Genomic DNA, 22,279 nt, shown 5'->3' with positions numbered 1-22,279 from the left:
ACGAAGAAACATGCTCAAAAATTCATTTTTTAAAATAATTCCTGTCTTTTTATTTCTAGTTCTTTTAAATTCGTGTGATAAAGAATACAATGTAATAGGTGCAGACCTGATTGGGGATAGTTCATTTGATCTTGTAAAAACAGAATCTGTAGTTGTTGCTTACAATCAAAAAATTAGTCCAATCCAATCAGACGATCTTGCAATAAATGCTTTAGGGTCTTATAATAATCCTTCGTTTGGAACTACAACCGCAAATTTTGCGACACAATTAAATTTAAGTGCTGTAAATCCGACTATAGATCCAACGGCCAAAATTAAAAGTGTGGTTTTGACAATTCCTTATTTTTATGATAAAACGAAAATCATTAATACAGATGCTACAACTGGTGCAAAGACATATGAGTTAGACTCAATATATGGAGATGTAAAGGCTAAAATGAAATTAAGTGTTTACAGATCGGGTTATTTTATGAGGACTTTAGATCCTGCCGATCAATTTCTAAAGGCTCAGAAGTACTACAACAACCAAAATTCTGATTTTGATCAAGTAAAAATTGAAACTTCCACAGGGACTCCATTAAACAACGATGCTAATACAGCGCAAAATACGGAGTTCTTTTTTGATCCTGCGGAGTATTCTGTAGATGTTATTACAAATGGTGTTACAACCAAGACTTTGAAACCGCCGGCAATGCATTTAAATTTAGATACTAAATATTTTCAAGAAAAGATATTGAATGCTCCTGCTGGATCTTTAGCTACTAATGCTTTGTTTAAAGAATATTTTAGAGGTTTGTACTTTACCGTAGAGAATGCTACGTGTCTGAATATGATCGATTTTAGAAAAGGGGATGTTACGATTGTTTATGAAGAAACTGTTGATGAAAAACCAGTGGAGAAAACCATTGTATTGAATATGGCAAGTAATGCTATAGACCCAATAAGGACTGTTAGTTTGCTTACTCAAAGTAATGTAGCTGTTGATTATATAAGTGCAACTAAGGACGATGTTGTTGCAGACGACAATTTATACCTAAAGGGAGGTGAAGGTTCAATGTCTGTTATAAACTTGTTTGGACCTGATAATTTTGGACCTGATGGAGTTACAGGTGCTCCTAATACGATTCCTGATGAGTTGGATATAATGAGAACAAAGAAATACTTAATAAATGAAGCTAATTTGGTTTTTCATGTTAATTCTGTGTTAATGAAAACCAGTCCAATTCCGCAAAGAATTTATTTGTATGATTTTACAAACAATCAGCCTATAGTAGATTACGGCGATAATACTACTGTTGGGTCGAATGCCAAATATTCAAAATATGTATATGGTGGTATTCTGGATAAAGCAACAGCTGCTAATGGTGGGGGGTATTTTTATAAATTTAGAATAACCAACCATGTTAGGGGTTTGGTGAATAATCTTAGTGCAAAAAATGTTCAATTGGGAGTTGTCGTTACCGAAGATATCAATACTTACGTTTTTGGTGATTTAAGAACGCCAACTACAGTTTTTACTAAAGCCCCGAAAGCTTCTGTGATGAATCCGTTGGGGGTTATTGTTTATGGAGCTACATCGAATACTTCTGCTGTTCCGGAGGCTAAAAGATTGAAAATGGAAATTTATTATACAAAACCTAATTAAGAAAGACTATGTGTGGAATCGTTGGATACATTGGTTATAGAGAAGCCTATCCTATTATAATAAAAGGATTAAAAAGGTTAGAGTATAGAGGGTATGATAGTGCTGGTGTTATGTTATATGATGGCGAAACTATAAAATTATCTAAGACAAAAGGAAAAGTTTCTGATTTAGAGGAAAGAGCTTCTAAAGAAATAACTTTAAATGGAACTATAGGGATAGGTCATACAAGATGGGCTACTCATGGAGTGCCAAATGATGTAAACTCGCATCCTCATCTTTCTAATTCTGGAGATTTGGTTATAATTCACAACGGAATTATTGAGAACTATGCTCCTTTGAAAGAAGAGTTGAAAAAACGAGGATATACTTTTTATTCAGATACGGATTCTGAGGTTTTGATAAATCTTATTGAAGAAGTTCAAAAGAAAGAAAAATTAAAATTAGGTAAAGCAGTTCAGTTAGCTTTAAATCAAGTAGTGGGTGCTTATGCAATTGCAGTTTTTGATAAAAAAAATCCAAACGAAATAGTGGCCGCCCGTTTGGGGAGTCCTTTGGCTATTGGTGTCGGAGAAGGAGAATATTTTATCGCTTCGGATGCTTCGCCTTTTATTGAGTACACCTCAAATGCGATTTATCTGGAAGACGGAGAAATGGCAAACATCAGGTTGCATAAACCAATGAAAGTTCGTAAAATTAAAGATGATTCTATTGTTGATCCTTATATTCAAGAACTTCAATTGAATTTGGAGCAAATCGAAAAAGGTGGTTACGATCATTTCATGCTAAAAGAAATTTACGAGCAACCAAGTGTTATAAAAGATACATATAGAGGTAGGCTTCATGCCAATGAAGGAATTATTCAAATGGCAGGTATTGAAGATAACTTAGAGCGAATATTGAATGCTGATCGAATTATAATTGTTGCTTGTGGTACCTCTTGGCATGCAGGTTTGGTGGCTGAATATGTGATTGAAGAGTTTACTCGAATTCCAGTAGAGGTAGAGTACGCATCTGAATTTAGATATAGAAACCCAATTATCAGTAGTAAAGATGTTGTGATTGCCATATCTCAATCAGGAGAAACGGCTGATACAATGGCGGCTATAAAATTAGCAAAAGAGCACGGAGCATTTGTCTTTGGTGTTTGTAATGTGGTTGGTTCTTCTATTTCTAGAGAGACTCATGCAGGAGCTTATACACATGCTGGACCAGAAATAGGGGTGGCTTCAACTAAAGCATTTACTACCCAAATTACGGTGTTAACCATGATTGCATTGCGTTTGGCTAAGGCCAAAGGGACATTGTCGCATTCAGATTTTCAGATGTATTTGCAAGAATTAGAAATAATTCCTGAAAAAGTGAAAGAAGCTTTAGAAACCAATGAAAAAGCGAAAGAGATTGCTGCCGTATTTAAAGACGCGCCTAACTGTTTGTATTTAGGACGTGGTTATAATTTTCCAGTGGCGTTAGAAGGGGCTTTAAAACTAAAAGAGATCTCTTATATTCATGCCGAAGGTTATCCTGCTGCCGAAATGAAACACGGGCCAATCGCTTTAATAGATGAGCAAATGCCGGTTATTGTAATAGCTCCAAAACAAGGACATTATGATAAAATTGTAAGTAATATACAGGAAATAAAATCAAGAAGTGGTAAAATCATTGCTGTGGTAACCAAAGGGGATACGCAGGTTCGTGATTTAGCGGATTATGTTATTGAAATCCCCGAAACTTCGGATGCATTGTCTCCATTAATCACCACAATACCTTTGCAACTGTTGTCTTATCATATTGCAGTGATGAGAGGTTGTAATGTTGATCAACCTCGAAATTTAGCAAAATCGGTTACGGTTGAATAGATAATTTATATTTTTTTTGAAAAAAGCGAGATTTATTTCTCGCTTTTTTTTTGGCTTTATTTTTTTTACGAAATCGATGTAATTTTATGATTTATTTAATAGAAATACATTATTATTATGTATGCATAGTATATTTTGAGGATATGTCATTGAATTATTATTAAAAATGTAATTTTAGAATATATTGAATTGTTGTTTTTATTGCTATTTTGCTAATAATTATTTTATTTATTTTATATTTTGTTGTTGATAATTAAAAAATAAGTGTAATTTGCTGCCATTAATCAACAAAATTTAACCAAATGAGATTGTATTTACTTTTTTTGACATTGTTCTTTTGTGGCATATCGTTTGCCCAAAATTCTATTACAGGTGTTGTAACAGATGAAAATAATCAACCTATTGCAGGCGCCAATATTACTGTTGTTGGGGCAAAAGAGGGGGCTATTACTGATTTTGATGGCTCTTTTAAGCTAATTACGACACAAAAACCTCCTTTTTCAATTGATGTTAGGGCTCTTGGGTATGTTTCGTCCAATGTAAGTGTAGAATCAATTACTCAAAAAGTTAAAGTTCAGCTTAATTCTGAAGAAACAAAACTTAATGAAATTGTAGTTTCTGCATCTAGAGCGCCAGAAAGAGTGCTTCAGTCTCCAGTTACAATTGAGAGAATGGGTATTCGAGAAGTAAAAAGCACTACTGCTCCTACTTTTTATGATGGTTTGGAAAATTTAAAAGAAGTGCAATTTAATACGAGTAGTATTTCTTTTAAAACAATAAACACTAGAGGTTTTGCTTCCGTAGGAAATACACGTTTTATGCAATTGGTAGATGGAATGGATAATTCATCACCAGCATTAAACTTTGTTTTGGGGAATTTAATAGGTCTCTCAGATTTAGATGTTGCCAGTGTAGAGCTTTTGCCTGGTGCTTCTTCTGCGCTTTATGGGGCAAATGCGTTTAACGGAATCTTGTTTATGAATAGTAAAAGTCCTTTTATCAATCAAGGGGTTAGTACTTATCTTAAATATGGTCAAACATCACAAGATGTTGCCGGAACAAATGATTATGTTGATTTTGGATTAAGAGCAGCTACCGCTTTTAGTAAACATTTTGCAATCAAAGCCAATTTTAATTATATGAAAGCCACCGAATGGATTGCTGCTGATCAAAGAAGCATGACGGGAGGTTCAATTGGGCATGACGGAAATCAAAACTATGATGGATTGAATCTATATGGGGATGAGGCTAGTGTATTTATTGCAAATGTTGGGCAGGTAAGTAGAACGGGATATCGTGAGCAAGATTTAACGGATAATAAAGTGCATAGTGCTAAAGCAGATTTCTCTATGCATTTTAAACCATGGGTAAATGATACTGAGATTATTCTTCAATACAAACTTGGACTGGGGAGTACTATTTATCAAGGAGCCAATAGATATGCTTTGAAAGATTTCTTTATGAGTCAAATCAAATTGGAAGTAAAAGGGAAAAACTTTTTTGTAAGGGCGTATCGTTCTGCTGAAGATGCTGGAGATTCTTACGACATGCGTTTTGCAGGTTTGAATGTAAATAGAGCGGCAAAATCAGATACAAACTGGTTTACTGATTATGGTAAATCTTTTCAATTGTCTTCGGCTGTGTTGGGGCTTAATGCAAATGATGCGGCGAATTATGCAAGAAACTTTGCTGACAATAATCTTTCGCCAGGTTTGCCATTGGTGCCAAATAGTAATGTTACCAATGGGGTTCTTGATCCAAGAGGGGCGAGATTTGCAGTTGGTTCACCTGAGTATAATAGTGCGTTAGCGTCTATTGTGACCAATCCGGATTTTACAAAAGGAGCAAAATTTATCGATCATTCCAAAATATACCATGCTGACGCCAATTATAATTTTAAAGAAATGATAAAATTTGCCGAAGTTCAAGTGGGTGGTTCTGCACGCCAATACGAAATGAACTCTGAGGGTACTATTTTTACCGATTATGATGGTCCAATTCGTTACAATGAATTTGGAGTGTATGCGCAAGGGTCTAAGCTGTTTTTAGAAGATCGTTTGAAATTAGTTGCTTCTGTGCGTTATGACAAAAGTCAAAATTTTGATGGAAAAGTTTCTCCAAGAGTCTCTTTTGTTTACTCTGCGGGAGCTAATAAAACACACAATTTTAGAGCGTCTTACCAAACCGGTTTTAGAAATCCAACTACACAGGATCAATACATAGGTTTGGATTTAGGACCGTATGCTTTAATTGGTTCTGCACCTGAAAATTTGGATCGTTATTCAGAAGTTTTAAAAGTAAGTGCTGCTGCTCAAGATCCGGCAGGATTAAATCAGCCTGCAACGGTTACAATGGGTGGTCAAAATGCATATCACAATGCTTACACTAAGACTTCAGTTGATGCATTTGACCAAGCAGTTGCTGCAGGGTCAAATAAATTAGCTGCAGGAGCTAAGTTGCAAGTGGCTGATATAAATTTGGTAAAACCAGAAGAAGTTCATGCTTTTGAAGTGGGTTATCGTACTGTTATTAATAATGATTTATCCGTTGATATCAATGGATACTACAATATCTATAATAATTTCTTGAATACTGCTAGAGTGGTTGGGCCTTATTATGGAACTGTAGGAACTGATTTTGCAAATCCAGAAACGGCTAAGACATTAGATGCGCTTTCATATCGTGATAGAAGAGTGTATCAAGTGTACACGAATACTGAAGCAGATGTTTCCTCGCTTGGTTTTGGGGTAGGTTTGTCTAAAAAAGTATATAAAGATTTTGAAGTAGGTGTAAATTATAATTATGCACAACTTGATTTTGACCAAGCGGAAGATCCAGGTTTTGTAACTGGATTCAATACGCCGAAACATAAAGTAAAAGGTTCGATAGGTAATGCAAAATTGTTTAAAAATTTCGGATTCAATGCTAATGTAAGATGGAACACAGAATACTTATGGCAATCTTCATTTGCTGACGGTATGATTCAGGAAACTACTGTTTTTGATGCACAAGTAAATTATTCTATTCCAAAATTAAAATCTATAATTAAGCTTGGGGCTACTAATATAGGAGGGAAAGATTATATTCAAGTAATTGGATCTGGTGCTGTTGGGCAACAATGGTTTGCTTCATTGACAATCAATCCGTAATAATTTAGGTAAGACAAAATTTTAAAAATATATAGCATGATAAAAAATTTCAAATGGCTACTATTGGTTTCTTTAAGCTTTGTAGCATGTAATAACAATGATGACGATTCGGCGCCTGTAGAAATTCCTATTACTCCAGGGACGGCAGTTTTAACAAAATATGTGGCGTTGGGAGATTCGTTTGCGGCTGGATACAGTGATGGAGCTCTTTTTAAAGCTGGCCAGGCAAATTCGTATGTAAATATATTGGCGCAACAGTTTATTCCAGCTGGAGGTGTTGCGATTACGACACCTTTTATGGTGGATAATGTGGGAGGTTTTTCTAACGGAGGGGTTCAGGTTCTTCCTAAATTTCCGACAAGACTAACTTTTAATGGAGCCGGACCTGTGAATGTGTCGGGTGTTTCGGGAACGGCGATCACCGCTCACTTAACTGGTTCATTTAGTAATATGGGGATTCCAGGAGCGAAAAGCTATCATTTAATTGCACCTGGATATGGAAATCTTGCTGGAGTTTTTGCTACTCCTGCTACTGCTAGTCCATATTTTGCTCGTTTTTCTTCCTCACCTACTAGCACTACTCTTACTGTTTTGGATGATGCAATGGCGCAAAATCCAACATTCTTTTCTTTGTGGATTGGTGGTAATGATGTTTTGGGTTATGCAACAACTGGTGGGGACGGAACGGATCCTATAACTCCAACAGCGAATTTTAATTTTGCTTACGATAAACTCATTACTGGTTTAACTGCAAAAGGTGCAAAAGGGGTTGTTGCTAATCTTCCTTATGTGAGTGCGCTCCCGTTTTTTACAACCGTAGGATTTAATCCAGTAACTCTTGTTGCGGCACAAGTTACTGCTTTAAACGGGGCTTATGCAAGTTACAACGGTGGTTTAGTAGCTGCAAAAAACGCAGGACTAATTACTGAGGCCGAAAGAGTACAAAGAACTATTAATTTTGCAGTTGGAAAAAATGCAGTTGTGATGATTGATGAATATCTTACAGACATTACTGCGGTAAGCCCTGGACTAATAAAATTAAGACAGACTACTAATAAGGACTATATTGTTTTGAGTTCTCAAGGAACGTCTGCCAAGGATCATTTATTAGCAGGAAACGGAACGTCTGCACCTTTAAAAGATAGATGGGTATTGTCAGAAAGCGAAGTAAAAGAAATAAAAACAGCTACAGATGCTTATAATATTACGATAGAAGCTACCGCTACCGCTAAAGGTTTGGCTTTTGTGGATACGAGAACTACCATGGAGCAATTGTCTACAGGAGGAATTCGTTTTGGAAATTTTCAAATGACGTCTGCTTATGTAACAGGAGGTGCATTTTCTCTTGATGGGGTTCATCCAAGTGCTAGAGGATACGCATTAATTGCAAATCTTTTTGTGGATGCAATTAACACTAAATATACTGCGACGCTAAGACATGTAGATTTGAGCGTTTATCCAATTCAATACCCAGCAATAATTCCGTAATAAATTGTAATTCTATAATTAAAAGCCGCCCGTTCATGACGTGGTGGCTTTATTGTTTTATGCGAATTGTATTTTATATGTAGTCTGTAATGGAGTCTTTTAGGTCTTTTAAGCCGGGTTTCTAATCATTAGGGCAAAAAAATAAAATATTTATAAAAAAAATTATTGATTTTATATTTTAAAAATTATCTTTGCACTCTGAAAAAAGTATCCAATCGAGCTATTTCGATGGGCTGTATTTCATAAACCTAAATAGCTATTTAATAAACACATAAGTAATGTCAAAAGTAATAGGAAAAGTTGCCCAAATCATTGGACCAGTAGTCGATGTAGTTTTCAACGGAAAGGATGTTGAACTTCCGAAAATTTATGATTCGTTAGAAATCACAAAAAAAGATGGTACATTATTAGTACTTGAAGTACAATCTCACATTGGTGAAAACACAGTTCGTACCATTTCAATGGACTCAACAGATGGTTTGAGCAGAGGTTATGAAGTAGTTGGAACAGGAAATCCTATCCAAATGCCAATCGGTGCAGATGTTTACGGTCGTTTGTTTAATGTAATTGGAGATGCTATTGATGGTTTGCCAGAATTGCCTAAAACAGGTGAAAATGGAACGCCTATTCACAGACAAGCACCAAGATTCGAAGATTTATCAACTTCTTCTGAAGTTTTATTCACAGGTATTAAAGTAATCGATTTGATCGAGCCTTACTCAAAAGGGGGTAAAATTGGATTGTTTGGTGGTGCTGGTGTTGGTAAAACAGTATTGATTCAAGAGTTGATCAACAATATTGCAAAAGGTCACGGTGGACTTTCTGTATTCGCAGGAGTAGGAGAAAGAACACGTGAAGGAAATGACTTACTTCGTGAGATGTTAGAGTCAGGAATTATAAAATACGGTGATGAATTCATGCACTCTATGGAAAATGGAGGATGGGATTTATCTAAAGTAGATATGCCAGGAATGAGAGAGTCTAAAGCTACTTTCGTTTTCGGACAAATGAATGAGCCTCCAGGAGCTCGTGCTCGTGTGGCACTTTCTGGATTGTCTATTGCAGAATATTTCCGTGATGGTGCAGGTACTGATCAAGGAAAAGACGTATTGTTCTTCGTTGATAATATCTTCCGTTTTACACAAGCAGGTTCTGAGGTTTCGGCTCTTCTAGGTCGTATGCCATCTGCGGTAGGATATCAGCCGACTCTTGCTACTGAAATGGGTGCGATGCAAGAACGTATTACATCAACAAATAAAGGTTCTATTACATCTGTACAAGCGGTTTACGTTCCTGCGGATGATTTAACAGATCCAGCTCCGGCAACTACATTTGCTCACTTAGATGCTACTACTGTATTGTCTCGTAAAATTGCTGAGTTAGGTATTTATCCTGCGGTAGATCCATTAGATTCTACTTCAAGAATTTTAGCACCTCACATTATTGGTAAAGAGCATTATGACTGTGCACAAAGAGTAAAAGAAATTCTTCAAAAATACAAACAATTGCAAGATATTATTGCGATCCTTGGTATGGAAGAATTATCTGAAGAAGATAAATTATCTGTTTCTAGAGCAAGACGTGTACAACGTTTCTTATCTCAACCTTTCCACGTTGCTGAGCAATTTACAGGATTGAAAGGAGTTTTAGTAGACATCAAAGATACTATCAAAGGATTTAACATGATTATTGACGGTGAATTAGATCACTTGCCAGAATCTGCTTTCAACCTTAAAGGTACTATTGAAGAAGCTATCGAAGCTGGAGAAAAAATGTTGGCAGAAGCTTAAATTAGTATTCAGTAGCCAGTATTCAGTATTCAAACTGGGACTGTAAACTGAGACTGTAAACAAAAAAAGTATGTTATTAGAAATAGTATCACCAGAAGCGAAATTATTTTCAGGAGAAATCACTTCTATTTCTGTTCCAGGAGTAGATGGTCGTTTTCAAATGTTGAATAATCACGCACCAATAGTTTCATTGTTGCAAAAAGGAACGGTTAATATTACTGCTCCTAGTTTTAATTTAAACGAAGAAACGGCACATTTATTTACCAAAGTAAATGATCAAAATTTTACTTTAGAAATTACCTCTGGTACTCTTGAGTTAAAAGACAATAAAGTAATTGTTTTAGCAGATTAAAACCGTGCAGTGTCTAGTCTTGAAAAACTGATGCTGGATTAATGAAAATAAAGTTACAATTTTTAAACAGTAGTAAGCAAAAGTTTACTACTGTTTTTTGTTTTATAAGTCTTCATTTTAATTTGGTTTTGTAAATGCATTTGATCAGGAGTTAGTGTATAATTGGAATAATGTGGGCGTTGTTGATTATATTCATAAAAAAAACACTCAATTCGTGATAAAAGTATTTTTCAGCTAGAAGCGAAAGATTAGGCATCCTAGGAAATAGGTTTCCCGCTGTCCTTCCAAATTTTTTATTTTTCTTAAAGAACAAAAAATAAAAAGATTTTCCCTCCCATCGGGGCTAATTGGGTTTTATGGTTTTGTTCTTGTGATTAACCTAAAAATTCAACAATCTTTTAGCCCAATAATTGAATAAAGTCTATTTTTGCAGCATGATAAAATGTCCGGTCCCGATAATTATCGGGGGCTATCGGGAGCAAGCATTTTCATCAACAAAAACAGAAGAGAACGTAGATAATATGAAGAAATTTTTAATCGTTGGCCTAGGTAACATTGGCTCCGAATATGTAAACACCCGACACAACATTGGCTTCAAAGTCCTAGATTTTTTTGCCCGAAAAGAGGGAATCAATTTCGAGACCGTAAAACTAGGCGCACTCACCGAATACAAATTCAAAGGAAGAACCTTTTTACTTTTGAAACCCAATACCTATATGAATTTGAGTGGGAAAGCCGTAAAATATTGGATGGACAAAGAAAACATTTCGTTAGAAAACCTATTGGTCATTACTGATGATTTGAATCTTTCGTTCGGAACCATTCGCATCAAACCAAAAGGTAGTGATGGAGGTCATAACGGGCTTAAAAATATCAATCTTATTCTGAACACCCAACAGTACACCCGTTTCCGATTTGGCATCAGTGATGAGTTCAAAAAAGGGCAACAAATCGATTACGTTCTTGGAGATTGGGATGAAGAAGAAAAAGTTAAACTTCCCGAAAGACTAGAACTCGCTTCCGAAATCATAAAGTCTTTTGGAACCGCTGGACTTGAAAACACTATGAATACCTTTAATGGGAAATAAAAAAAGGGAGACGATATTTAATTGTCTCCCTTTTTTATAAATATTAAATAGATCTATTCTATGATAATTTTACAAACACCTTTTCGATTCCCATCTATGATCGACACTAGATAGATACCAGCTGTCACATTCTTTAATTGAATGTTTTCATTGAAATCGCCCTTGTTTTCAAATTTATTCTCGTAGATTTTTCGTCCCAACATATCATTGACCACAACCGCAACTCCGGTTGTGTTAGCACTCGTAAAACGAACGGTGAAATTTCCTTTATTGGGATTGGGGTACAAAACAAAATCTTTAATTTCGAAACTTGACGTTGCCAATCTAGTATAGGAACTCGTACAAATCTGTATGGATGCGGTGTTTATTGTTCCAGTATTACCTTGTCCAGCATCTCGGAATCTTAATTTCCAGGTTCCTTGTGGGTTTTCGCCATTAAAAGTTGACATAATGCCAACAGGAACAACCGTTTGGCTCGTTGTTGTGCCGCAAGTCAACGCCTCTCCTAAATCGTCATAAGCCAACACTAAACTACTATTAGTTGCGCCACAAGACTTATCAACCAATTTTACAATTGTTCCACTTGGACTAACTACCTCTATTTGAACATCCCCTATATAAGTATGGGTAAAACCAACATTAAAATTAACATCGGTAATTTCCGAAGAAGTGGCTGGTACTACAATTGTTTTCTCAGTATAAGCAGCTTGAAAATCAGGTATCGGATATGGAGCAGCAAAAGTATATGTATTACAAGATGTAGTTACAGCGTAGTTTATTGCAAACGGGACACTATTCACCGCATAATAAATATTCCCCGTAGGTTCTATCAAAATTCTACAATTTTTAGCAGTCGTTGTGGGCGCAATAATAACTTCCGAACCATCGTTTGACGTATTACCAGCCAAGAGTATTGGAAAAGTCAAACCTCCATCGGTAGACAGTTTAATGTTTACATTGGCCGATCCCGATAAAGAACTCGTGCCGTTCACACTCCAAGTTACAGCTTGCGACGAACCCTGATCCCAACTGACATCTACAGTATTTTGAGAAGTTACAACAAATGGACCTTTAGTATCATCTACCGTAACCTTCATAGCATCCGAATTCGTCTGTCCAGAACCAATAGCCGCATTATCTCTTGCTGTAAATACAAAATTTAAGTCTCTTCCAATAGAAGAAACGGACTCCCATGACGAAGTCAATTGACCCGCCACCACTCTGCTTAAAGCCGGAAAATAACGATTAGTGGAATTACTAGGCAAAAAAGACCTAAAATTAGGCCCATTGGGTTTAGCAGCATACGCCAAACTATTCTCGTTGATTTGACTATTGCCTGCTGAATCATTTTGCTCCCAACAATAAGTCAAGGCGTTTCCATTGGGATCTGAAGCTAGTCCGTTTAAAACAAAAGCTGTACTTTTCGGTATGGTATAATCCGATCCTGCATTAACCGTTGGCGTTTGATTACTTAATGTCGTACTAACTGGACATGTTTTAGATGTCAAATTATTCTGAATTTGCAAAATACTAGCATACGAAAAATAATCATCCGATTGATTTTGAACATCATAACCATCCGAAATTCCAGCATAGCCCATAATAGTAGAACCACTTCCTGGCTCTACACTCACTCCAGTCCCTTCTACAGCATGGGAGAAAGTATGGTTAGCCCCTAGTTGATGCCCCATTTCATGGGCTACATAGTCTATATCAAAAGTGTCTCCTGTTGGCTCATTGTTAGATGGTGAGGTAAAGCCACTTCCTTTTCCGTATTCATCAGACGGAGATGGGTTTACACACACACAGCCAATACAACCGGCACCACCACCACCTCCAGAAGCTCCAAACAAATGGCCAATATCATAATTCGCATTCCCAATAACCGAAGTTAAAGTAGATTGTAATTCCAAATTCCAAGCTCCATTAGCTCCAGCCGTCGCGTCTGAATAAGGATCTGTAGCAGCATTGGTATATACAATCAAATTATTATTGGCTATAATTTCTAATTTCAGGGCTAAATCTTTATTAAAAACCCCGTTTACCCTTGTCATGGTATTATTCATCCCTTCTAAAGCTGTCGCAACTGTTCCGCCAAAATAAGTGGTATATTCACTTGTGCAAGACAAAGCCAATCGCATGGTTTTAAAAACGCCATTATTCGACTTTATTTGACTGGTTTTTTTAACTAGTTCTTTATTCAATGCAACATCAACCGTTCTGCAGCTTAAAGGCAAAGCTGTCTTGCTTCTATTTTTGGATGTCAAAACCGCATACATTGATTTATCATCAGCAAAAGGCTCTATAAATTCAGAACCACTATCACCTCTTAAAACCATAGTTTGAATCCCTTTTGGAGAAACGCTAAAACAAATAGACGCAGTAGGATCTGTAATTCCGGTTCCTGAATACGCCCTAATTTCAGGGTATTGCGCCTGTAGTTCGGGAGCAAAATTAGAAGATTCCACCACTACAAATTGTTCCATTTTCCCAAAACTATTCGGAATAGCAACCGATATGCCTTTAGCTCCCGAACTTTTAGAATGAAGAGCCGTCAACTTCTGTCTAAATTCAGTTTCATTTAACTTAAAAATCAATTTACGATCCAATTCCGAATTATTTTCATGCTTTTGAGTATAACTCACTGCTGTCCAAGGTGATTTTCCTTGGGAATACCCAATAAAGCTAACAACAAATAACCCCAAACAAAGTAGTAATCTATTCATAATTATATAAATTTGATACACAAAAATAATTCATTTACAATGGAATACACAACGATTTAAAAACGATTTAAAAAATTAGTTTTGTCAAAGCGTGACATTGCATCGTTTTTATAGATTATTTCAGTACATAAGTGTGAAAATCCATAAAAATTGAAACTTCTTACTGTCCGTTTTAAAATAGATAGTATAAATTTGCAAAATCTTAAAACATATACTTTGAAGATTTTTCATTCCATAAACGATTTCCATACCATAGCTAATGGAACTATAAAAAAAACGATTCTGACTCTAGGAACTTTTGATGGCGTTCATTTTGGTCATAAAAAAATATTAGAGAGAGTTACCCAAAATACCGAAAGCGGAAAATATGAAAGCCTGGTACTTACTTTTTTTCCGCATCCCCGAATGGTTTTACAAGAGGAATCAGAAATAAAATTATTGAATACCCTTGATGAAAAAATACATTTGTTACAAGAAATAGGCATACAAAATCTGGTCATTCACCCATTTGACGAAAAATTTTCGAGATTGACCGCGGAGGAATTCGTGAAGAACGTATTGGTAGACCAATTTCACATTCAAAAAATAATTATCGGACACGACCATCGCTTTGGAAGAAATAGAACAGCCAATATTGATGATTTAAAAGCTTTTGGGAAACAATATGATTTTGAAGTCGAAGAAATTACCGCTCAAGAAATCAAAGAAGTTTCTGTAAGCTCCACAAAAATCAGAAATGCTTTGATGGAAGGGAATGTGGCTTTGGCCAATGAGTATTTAGGCTATAATTATTCCTTAACGGGTACTGTAATAAAAGGAAAGCAATTGGGTAGAACTATAGGTTTTCCTACAGCGAATTTAAAATTAGAAGAAAACTTTAAACTCGTTCCTCAAAATGGCGTTTATATCGCAAAAAGCATCCTTAACGCTAAAACCGTTTTCGGAATGATGAACATAGGCTTTAACCCAACAGTTGACGGTAAATTCCAAACCATTGAAATTAACTACTTTGATTTTGATGAAGATTTATACGGTCAAAAAATAACTGTTTCTATAATTGAAAGAATTCGTTCGGAGCAAAAATTCGACTCCGTTGAACTACTGAAAGAACAATTGGAAAAAGATAAAAAAATAGCAATAGCGTACTTTAATAAACTTTAGATTTCGTTCAAATTCTTTTTAATACTTTCATAAAATAATTCTAGGTTTTTTTTGTAAATTTGATAGGTATTGTATTATTTATCAAATAGGTACTGTTTTTTTAACTTCTAAAAACCAATCACATGAAACTACCGAAAGAACTATATAACGGATGCATTATTTTTATTGGTATTGGCCTTTATTTCATGTCAATGGAGGCTTTGGGTTTGACTAATCTGTTTTACTTACGCCTCCTTAACATATTATTTGTGTTTTATGGAACCAACAGAACCCTAAAATCGAACTTTGCGGAAGGCAAAATTGTTTTTGTTACTAATGCTGTTTCGGCATTGCTAACATCACTTATTGGAGTATTTCTAAGCATCGTCGGACTAGTCGCTTACAGTTTCGCAAAAGGTGGGGATTCCTATGTAAAAACATTATCGGAAACTTTGTTATTTGGCGGAAACCCATCGGTAATGACTTATAGCATTAGCATCTTTTTTGAAGGAATCGTATCTGCCGTAATTGTTTCCTTTATACTCATGCTGTATTGGGACACTCGTTATGCTTCGGATAAGCACTAGGTTTTATCAAAAAAATCTATTTCAAGAATATTGAGATTAAATTCCATCCTGCGTTTCTAAAAAAAAGTTCATCAAATAAATGCATCATTCTGATTTTAATTTTGGATTGCATCACTAGACAAAAATAACTGGCTTTATACCGAAAGATCTTCGTTTCTAACAAATAGTAAACGCTATTGTATTTACTAAAAAAGCAACAAAAAAGGGTAAAACGCAAAGACAATAAGGATTCAACCTTTAAAAGTAAATCATTATGAAACTTCCAAAAGAATTTTATAACGGATGTATTATTTTCGTCGGAATTGTGATTTATTTTTTGCTGATGGAGTTTTTAGGGCTGGCTCATTTGTACTATCTACGCCTTTTGAATGCATTCTTTATTTTTTATGGAGTAAACAGAACGATCATGATGAATCTTGCAGAAGGCAAAAATATTTTTGTTCCTAATGTCATTTCGGCAATGACTACTTCGTTTATTGGCGTAATTTTAAGCGTCATCGGATTACTTATTTATAGCTATATTCGAGGCGGTGATTCCTATGTGCAATCTTTATCAGAGCTTTTTTTATTTGGCGGAAACCCAACGGTAAACACCTATTGTATTTGTTTGCTTTTTGAAGGAATTGCCTCTTCCGTAATTGTTACCTTATTACTCATGCTGTATTATAACAATAATTTTGCGTCAGATTAATAGCACACAAACTCATATAACGTTTTTCCCATCCCTTACCACAACCCAATAGATTGTATTTTTAAATCCTTAAAGGCAACTCGTATGAAAGTAAAAACAGAAATTAAAAATGGATACCTTATTTTTATAGCAGTAGGGACTTATTTTCTAATCATGGAATTTCTAGGATTGGCGCATCTTTTTTATTTAAGACTACTTAACATCGTTTTCGTATTTTATGCAGTAAATAACACTTTACAATCAAGAGTAACACGTGGCAAGAAAAAATTTGCTCCTAATGTTAAAGCTGCATTGGTAACTTCGCTTGTAGGCGTGTTTCTAAGCATTGCAGGGTTGTTTATTTACAGTTATATGCGAGGGGGTGATATTTATGTACAAAAGCTACCCGAATCCTTTTTATTTGGAGGAGACCCATCCATTAACTTATATTGCTTCAGTTTGTTTTTTGAAGGAATTGCTTCTTCGGTCGTTATAACAATGTTGCTTATGTTTTATTGGAATAACAAATTTACAACCGATTAAACAGCACTTTGTAAAATATTCACAACAAGTCTTTTTAAAACCATTTCATTGGTTCTTTAGAACTATTTGATTACTTTTGAGGCATCAAAAAAAAGGATCAATGAGCATCACAAAACACGACTGGACGAAAGAAGAAATTATTGCAATATATAACAAACCGATGATGGATTTGCTTTTTGAAGCAGCAACTATTCATCGAGAGCACCACGACCCTAATGTGGTTCAAGTATCCACTTTAGTTTCCATAAAAACAGGGGGTTGTTCTGAAGATTGTGGCTATTGTCCTCAAGCAGCAAGATACAACACTGGCGTTGAAGGCAACAGCTTAATGTCAGTAAACCAAGTAAAAGAACAAGCTATTCAAGCCAAATCTGGAGGTTCTTCCCGCGTATGCATGGGAGCTGCTTGGCGAAACGTAAAAGATGGTCCTGAGTTTGATCAAGTTCTAGAAATGGTTCGTACCATTAATAAAATGGACATGGAGGTTTGTTGTACCTTGGGTATGATTACCGAAAATCAAGCCCAACGATTGGCAGAAGCAGGTTTATATGCCTACAATCACAATTTAGACACCTCTGAAGATTATTATAAAGAAGTCATTTCGACTCGTGGTTTTGAAGACCGTTTGCAAACCATAGAAAACGTACGTAAAACTAGTGTTACGGTTTGTAGCGGAGGAATTATTGGAATGGGGGAAAGTATAGAGGACAGAGCCGGAATGCTAGTTGCCCTTGCTACATTAAACCCACAACCGGAATCGGTGCCAATCAATGCATTAGTTCCGGTAGAAGGGACACCGATGGAAAACGAAAAACCAGTAGAGATTTGGGAAATGATTAGAATGGTTGCTACAACCAGAATTGTGATGCCTAATACTCAAGTACGTTTATCTGCCGGAAGAATGAATATGAGCCGTGAAGGTCAAGCGATATGTTTCTTTGCTGGAGCCAACTCTATTTTTGCAGGTGACAAGCTACTGACAACCCCTAATTCAGATGTTAATGAAGACATGAAAATGTTTGACTTATTGGGTTTAAAACCGCAAAAACCTTTTACTAAAGTGGTACAACCACAAACCGTTGAAGCAGTAGATTCACAATTTGAATCTCTTGGCGAAAAACCAAAATGGACAAGACCAAATCATACTATTGAAAAAAATCTGGAAGCTTCTATAAAAGGAAAATAGATTATTTTCATAATTATAAGTAAAATCCCATCCCATTATTATTGTCGGATGGGATTTTTTTTTACAAGTTATCTTCTTATTTAAAAAAAAATTCTCAACAAATTGACTAGTAATGTATTGAATTTTTTCATATTTTACCATCTCTAAAAGCCAGTCGTAAATATGATAACAAAACCTGTAAAAGAATGGAATAAACTCATCCAGAAATATCTTTTTTTTTACCGTGATGGTTTTTTTGAGTTACCCTATTTATCCAACACACCAAGAATAATGGTGGACAGTCTAATAAAAATACCCGTTACACGGCACAAACCCTTGGATCAAGCAATTTATACCAATAATCCATTTTGCAAAGGAGTAATGCACTATCGTGAAATTGAAGATGGATTATGGGTTTTGGCAACAAATATCGACATCAAACAAAATGTCATTGCAAAAACACTGTACGATGATGCCGAAGTAAGCGATTATTACTTTCTGTCTTTTTCGGTTTTTGAATATGAATTTCCCACCGGAAACACTTCTGCCGATACTGCAACACTTTTAAGCAAATGCTGGACTTTTTACAAACCCAAAACGGAGGTTTCCACTTATTTTTACAAAGGCACGACGGGTAAATTTTGTAACTTCGTTTTTAATAAAAAATGGGCAGAAAATAATCTTTCCTCACAAATACTTTCCAGAGGACATGAACTTCAAAATTTTCTAAATACCGATACAGGCTTTCTAACTTGGCTGGATGTCGTTCCGAATATAGACGATACATCAAAAGAAATTTGGAGGATTTTAGAAAAAAACAATACCGATTCTTTTGACGCAATTAATCTGAAAATTGAAATTCATAAAATAATTACAGCTTTTTTTAAGACTACCTTAGAGGACAATCGCATCCAAGAATATAAATCCCTAAGTAATATCGATTATTCAAATGTGGCCAAAGCAGAAAAAATAGTACTGCATCATTTGACATCTCCTTTTGTTGGTGTCGAAAACATGGCCCTTGATGTAAATGTGTCGCCTACAAAATTAAAATCTATTTTTAAATCTGTGTTTGGCACGTCAATATTACAATACCATAAAGAAAAAAATATGCTACTAGCAATACAGTTGATGCAAAATTCGAATTTGCCAATAAAAAACATTGCAGTGGCAACAGGCTATGAAAGTGCCAGTAAATTTACGGCAGCATTCAAAAATCGTTTTAACATTCTCCCCTCCGAAGTATTGCGCCCTAGTTAATATATCGTTATTTACATTAAAACGTTGTTCACTAGAGAGGTTGACAGTGTAACTGATGCTTTTCTCGCAGAGACGCAAAGCCGCAAAGAAATCGAACGCAAACTTTGGGTCTCTGCGAGAGATCTATTCAGTGCAGTACTATACACAAATCCCTTAACTTAACTGCATTGTACTCAACCGGTACCAGAGTATAACTTCATGTCTATTTTTTAAGAAAACCACATTGATCTAAATTATAACAAGAACATCCCTATCAAACGCAAATATGTCGTAATGGGCTACATTATTAGATTCTTAACATTTAATTTTGCAGTTATTGTTGTTTTAAACAACATTGAATCTTCAAAACAGAAACCATTAATTTCTAAACCTTTTTAAATGAAAAAAAACTTACTGTTACTCTTTGTGCTTTTAACCGCGCAAATAAACGCTCAATGCTGGCGCTCCATACGCACAGGCACCTACCACACCATTGCCATAAAAACAGACGGGACTTTATGGGCCTGGGGGAATAATTCGCAAGGACAACTAGGCGATGGGACAACCATACAGAAATATTCTCCAACACAAATAGGAACGGCTACTGATTGGAAAACAATAAACGTAGGACAGAATCATAGTACTGCTATAAAAACAGACGGGACTTTATGGGCTTGGGGGTATAATGTGCTGGGACAGCTAGGCGATGGGACAACCACAGCCAGAAATTCCCCAACACAAATAGGAACGGCAACCGATTGGAAAGCCCTAGCCGCAGGATCGAACCATACCACTGCCATAAAAACAGACGGAACCTTATGGGCTTGGGGGTATAATGGGTATGGACAATTAGGCGATGGGACAACCACAAACAGAAATTCCCCAACACAAATAGGAACGGCAATCGATTGGAAAACCATAGCCCTAGCAGCGAATCATACTGTTGCTATAAAAACAGACGGAACCTTATGGTCTTGGGGATATAATGCATCTGGACAATTGGGAGATGGGACAAACACAACCAAATATTCCCCAACACAAATAGGATCGGCAACCGATTGGAAAACCTTAACCGTAGGACAGAATCATAGTACTGCTATAAAAACAGACGGGACTTTATGGGCTTGGGGGTATAATGTGCTGGGACAGCTAGGCGATGGGACAACCACAGCCAGAAATTCCCCAACACAAATAGGAACGGCAACCGATTGGACAACTATAACCGCAGGACAGTACCATACTACTGCTATAAAAACAGATGGAACTTTATGGGCTTGGGGATATAATGGGTATAGACAATTAGGCGATGGGACAACCACAAACAGAAATTCCCCAACACAAATAGGAACGGCAACAGATTGGAAAACCATAACCGCTGGACAGCACCATACTATGGCTATAAAAACAGACGACACTTTATGGGCTTGGGGATATAATGCATCTGGACAATTGGGAGATGGGACAAACGTGATTAAAAATGCACCAACAGCCATAAGTTGTTCACTATACGCAACGACTACCCAAACCAATGTGACTTGTAATGGCAGTATAATGGGTACTGCTTCGGTAACGGCTTCGGGAGGGACAAGTCCGTATACTTATTTATGGTCTAACGGAAATGAAACCGCTTCGATTACAGGATTAACTGCTGGAGATAATTCTTGTACCATTACCGATAATATTGGAGCTACTATTGTTAAAAACTTTACCATAACAACAACAACCGACACTACAATCCCAGTAATCTCTGCCAATGGAGATAAAAGTGTAAATATAGATTCAGGGGCTTGCGGAGCAAGCGTAATTGTTTCGGCAACTGCCACAGACAATTGTAGTGTAGGTGTAGCAACAGGTGTTCGAAGTGATGCATTGGCATTGAATGCCGTTTATCCAATAGGAACCACAACCATTACTTGGAATGTAAGTGATAGTAATGGGAATGCTGCGGTTGCAGTTGTCCAAACCGTTATCGTAACAGACAATCAACTTCCTGTGATTACTGCCTTCGGAGCTATACATGTAAGTACAGACGCAGCTGTTTGCGGAGCAAGCGTAGCAGTTGCTACGGCATTAGCATCAGACAATTGCATTGTAGGAACACCAAATGGGGTAAGAAGTGACGCAAAATTACTTGCAGAAATTTATCCAATAGGAACAACAATCATTACTTGGAATGTAAGCGATAGTAATGGGAATGCGGCGGTTGCAGTAATTCAAACGGTAACGGTTATCGATAATGAAGTGCCAGTAATCACTGCTAATGGCGATAAAAGTGTAAATGTAGGTTCAGGGGTTTGCGGTGCAAACGTAGTTGTTTCGGCAACTGCCACAGACAATTGTTCAGTAAACACACCAACTGGAATAAGAAGTGACGCAAAATTACTTACTGAACTTTATCCAATAGGAACAACAACCATTACTTGGAATGTATCTGATGCCAATGAAAATGCGGCGGTTGCAGTAACTCAAACGGTAACCGTAAGCGATAATGTAATCCCAGTAATCACGGCTGATGGCGATAAAAGTGTAAATGTAGGTTCAGGGGTTTGCGGTGCAAACGTAGTTGTTTCTGCTACAGCCACAGACAATTGTTCAGTAGGCACACCAACTGGAATAAGAAGTGACGCAAAATTACTTACGGAACTTTATCCAGTGGGAATCACAACAATCATTTGGAATGTAAGTGATGCCAACGCAAATGCAGCGGTTGCAGTAACTCAAACGGTAACCGTAAGCGACAATGTAATCCCAGTAATCACTGCTAATGGCGATAAAAGTGTAAATGTAGGTTCAGGGGTTTGCGGTGCAAACGTAGTTGTTTCTGCTACAGCCACAGACAAT

Annotated in this window: 14 protein-coding genes and 1 pseudogene; 14 read left to right on the top strand and 1 reads right to left on the bottom strand. The window is 36.3% G+C overall.

Translation table 11 applies throughout. From position 1 onward, the window contains the following. Positions 1 to 10: 10 nt before the first annotated feature. The 7 genes from FNW52_RS13865 (at position 11) to pth (ending at position 11,368) form a co-directional block, all read left to right on the top strand. Entirely contained in the window at positions 11 to 1,645 is a 1,635-nt protein-coding gene (locus tag FNW52_RS13865) for a DUF4270 domain-containing protein (RefSeq protein WP_143378045.1), read from the top strand. Positions 1,646 to 1,653: 8 nt separating this feature from the next. Then, entirely contained in the window at positions 1,654 to 3,501 is a 1,848-nt protein-coding gene (glmS, locus tag FNW52_RS13860; RefSeq protein WP_143378044.1) for a glutamine--fructose-6-phosphate transaminase (isomerizing), read from the top strand. 302 nt (positions 3,502 to 3,803) lie between these two features. After that, positions 3,804 to 6,650, top strand: coding sequence for a TonB-dependent receptor (locus FNW52_RS13855; RefSeq protein WP_143378043.1), 2,847 nt, complete (start codon positions 3,804 to 3,806; stop codon positions 6,648 to 6,650). Between the two features lie 36 nt (positions 6,651 to 6,686). Beyond that, positions 6,687 to 8,138: an SGNH/GDSL hydrolase family protein gene (locus tag FNW52_RS13850; protein ID WP_143378042.1), complete on the top strand. Its 1,452-nt coding sequence runs from the start codon at positions 6,687 to 6,689 to the stop codon at positions 8,136 to 8,138. A gap of 278 nt (positions 8,139 to 8,416) precedes the next feature. Then, positions 8,417 to 9,928, top strand: coding sequence for a F0F1 ATP synthase subunit beta (atpD, locus tag FNW52_RS13845; RefSeq protein ID WP_116760256.1), 1,512 nt, complete (start codon positions 8,417 to 8,419; stop codon positions 9,926 to 9,928). 70 nt (positions 9,929 to 9,998) lie between these two features. Continuing rightward, positions 9,999 to 10,280, top strand: coding sequence for a F0F1 ATP synthase subunit epsilon (locus tag FNW52_RS13840; RefSeq protein WP_143378041.1), 282 nt, complete (start codon positions 9,999 to 10,001; stop codon positions 10,278 to 10,280). A gap of 521 nt (positions 10,281 to 10,801) precedes the next feature. Beyond that, positions 10,802 to 11,368 (top strand): aminoacyl-tRNA hydrolase, encoded by a 567-nt coding sequence (gene pth / locus FNW52_RS13835; protein ID WP_185965985.1) that lies wholly within the window; start codon positions 10,802 to 10,804, stop codon positions 11,366 to 11,368. A 53-nt stretch (positions 11,369 to 11,421) separates the two neighbouring features. Here the strand turns inward: pth and FNW52_RS13830 are convergent, their stop codons facing one another. After that, positions 11,422 to 14,094 (bottom strand): reprolysin-like metallopeptidase, encoded by a 2,673-nt coding sequence (locus FNW52_RS13830; protein WP_143378039.1) that lies wholly within the window; start codon positions 14,092 to 14,094, stop codon positions 11,422 to 11,424. Between the two features lie 216 nt (positions 14,095 to 14,310). On the opposite strand from FNW52_RS13830, the gene FNW52_RS13825 reads away from it, so the two are divergent. From FNW52_RS13825 to FNW52_RS13795, 7 genes and pseudogenes are all read left to right on the top strand, one after another. Continuing rightward, positions 14,311 to 15,255 (top strand): bifunctional riboflavin kinase/FAD synthetase, encoded by a 945-nt coding sequence (locus FNW52_RS13825; protein WP_143378038.1) that lies wholly within the window; start codon positions 14,311 to 14,313, stop codon positions 15,253 to 15,255. Between the two features lie 122 nt (positions 15,256 to 15,377). Continuing rightward, complete coding sequence (locus FNW52_RS13820; RefSeq protein ID WP_143378037.1) at positions 15,378 to 15,821, top strand: hypothetical protein; 444 nt, start codon at positions 15,378 to 15,380, stop codon at positions 15,819 to 15,821. Between the two features lie 253 nt (positions 15,822 to 16,074). After that, positions 16,075 to 16,512: a hypothetical protein gene (locus FNW52_RS13815; RefSeq protein WP_143378036.1), complete on the top strand. Its 438-nt coding sequence runs from the start codon at positions 16,075 to 16,077 to the stop codon at positions 16,510 to 16,512. An 84-nt stretch (positions 16,513 to 16,596) separates the two neighbouring features. Further along, the gene (locus tag FNW52_RS13810) at positions 16,597 to 17,034 is read left to right on the top strand and encodes a hypothetical protein (RefSeq protein WP_143378035.1); all 438 of its coding nucleotides are present in this window, start codon (positions 16,597 to 16,599) and stop codon (positions 17,032 to 17,034) included. 100 nt (positions 17,035 to 17,134) lie between these two features. Continuing rightward, complete coding sequence (gene bioB, locus FNW52_RS13805) at positions 17,135 to 18,220, top strand: biotin synthase BioB (RefSeq protein ID WP_143378034.1); 1,086 nt, start codon at positions 17,135 to 17,137, stop codon at positions 18,218 to 18,220. A 162-nt stretch (positions 18,221 to 18,382) separates the two neighbouring features. Beyond that, complete coding sequence (locus FNW52_RS13800) at positions 18,383 to 19,459, top strand: AraC family transcriptional regulator (protein ID WP_143378033.1); 1,077 nt, start codon at positions 18,383 to 18,385, stop codon at positions 19,457 to 19,459. Between the two features lie 378 nt (positions 19,460 to 19,837). Further along, positions 19,838 to 22,279: pseudogene (locus FNW52_RS13795) on the top strand (hypothetical protein); the annotation flags it as partial.

Source organism: Flavobacterium sp. ZT3R18 (genome assembly GCF_007097385.1).
In the GTDB taxonomy this organism is placed as follows: Bacteria; Bacteroidota; Bacteroidia; order Flavobacteriales; family Flavobacteriaceae; genus Flavobacterium.
The sequence above is the reverse complement of the archived record's forward strand: the minus strand, read 5'-3'. Positions and strand labels throughout refer to the sequence as shown.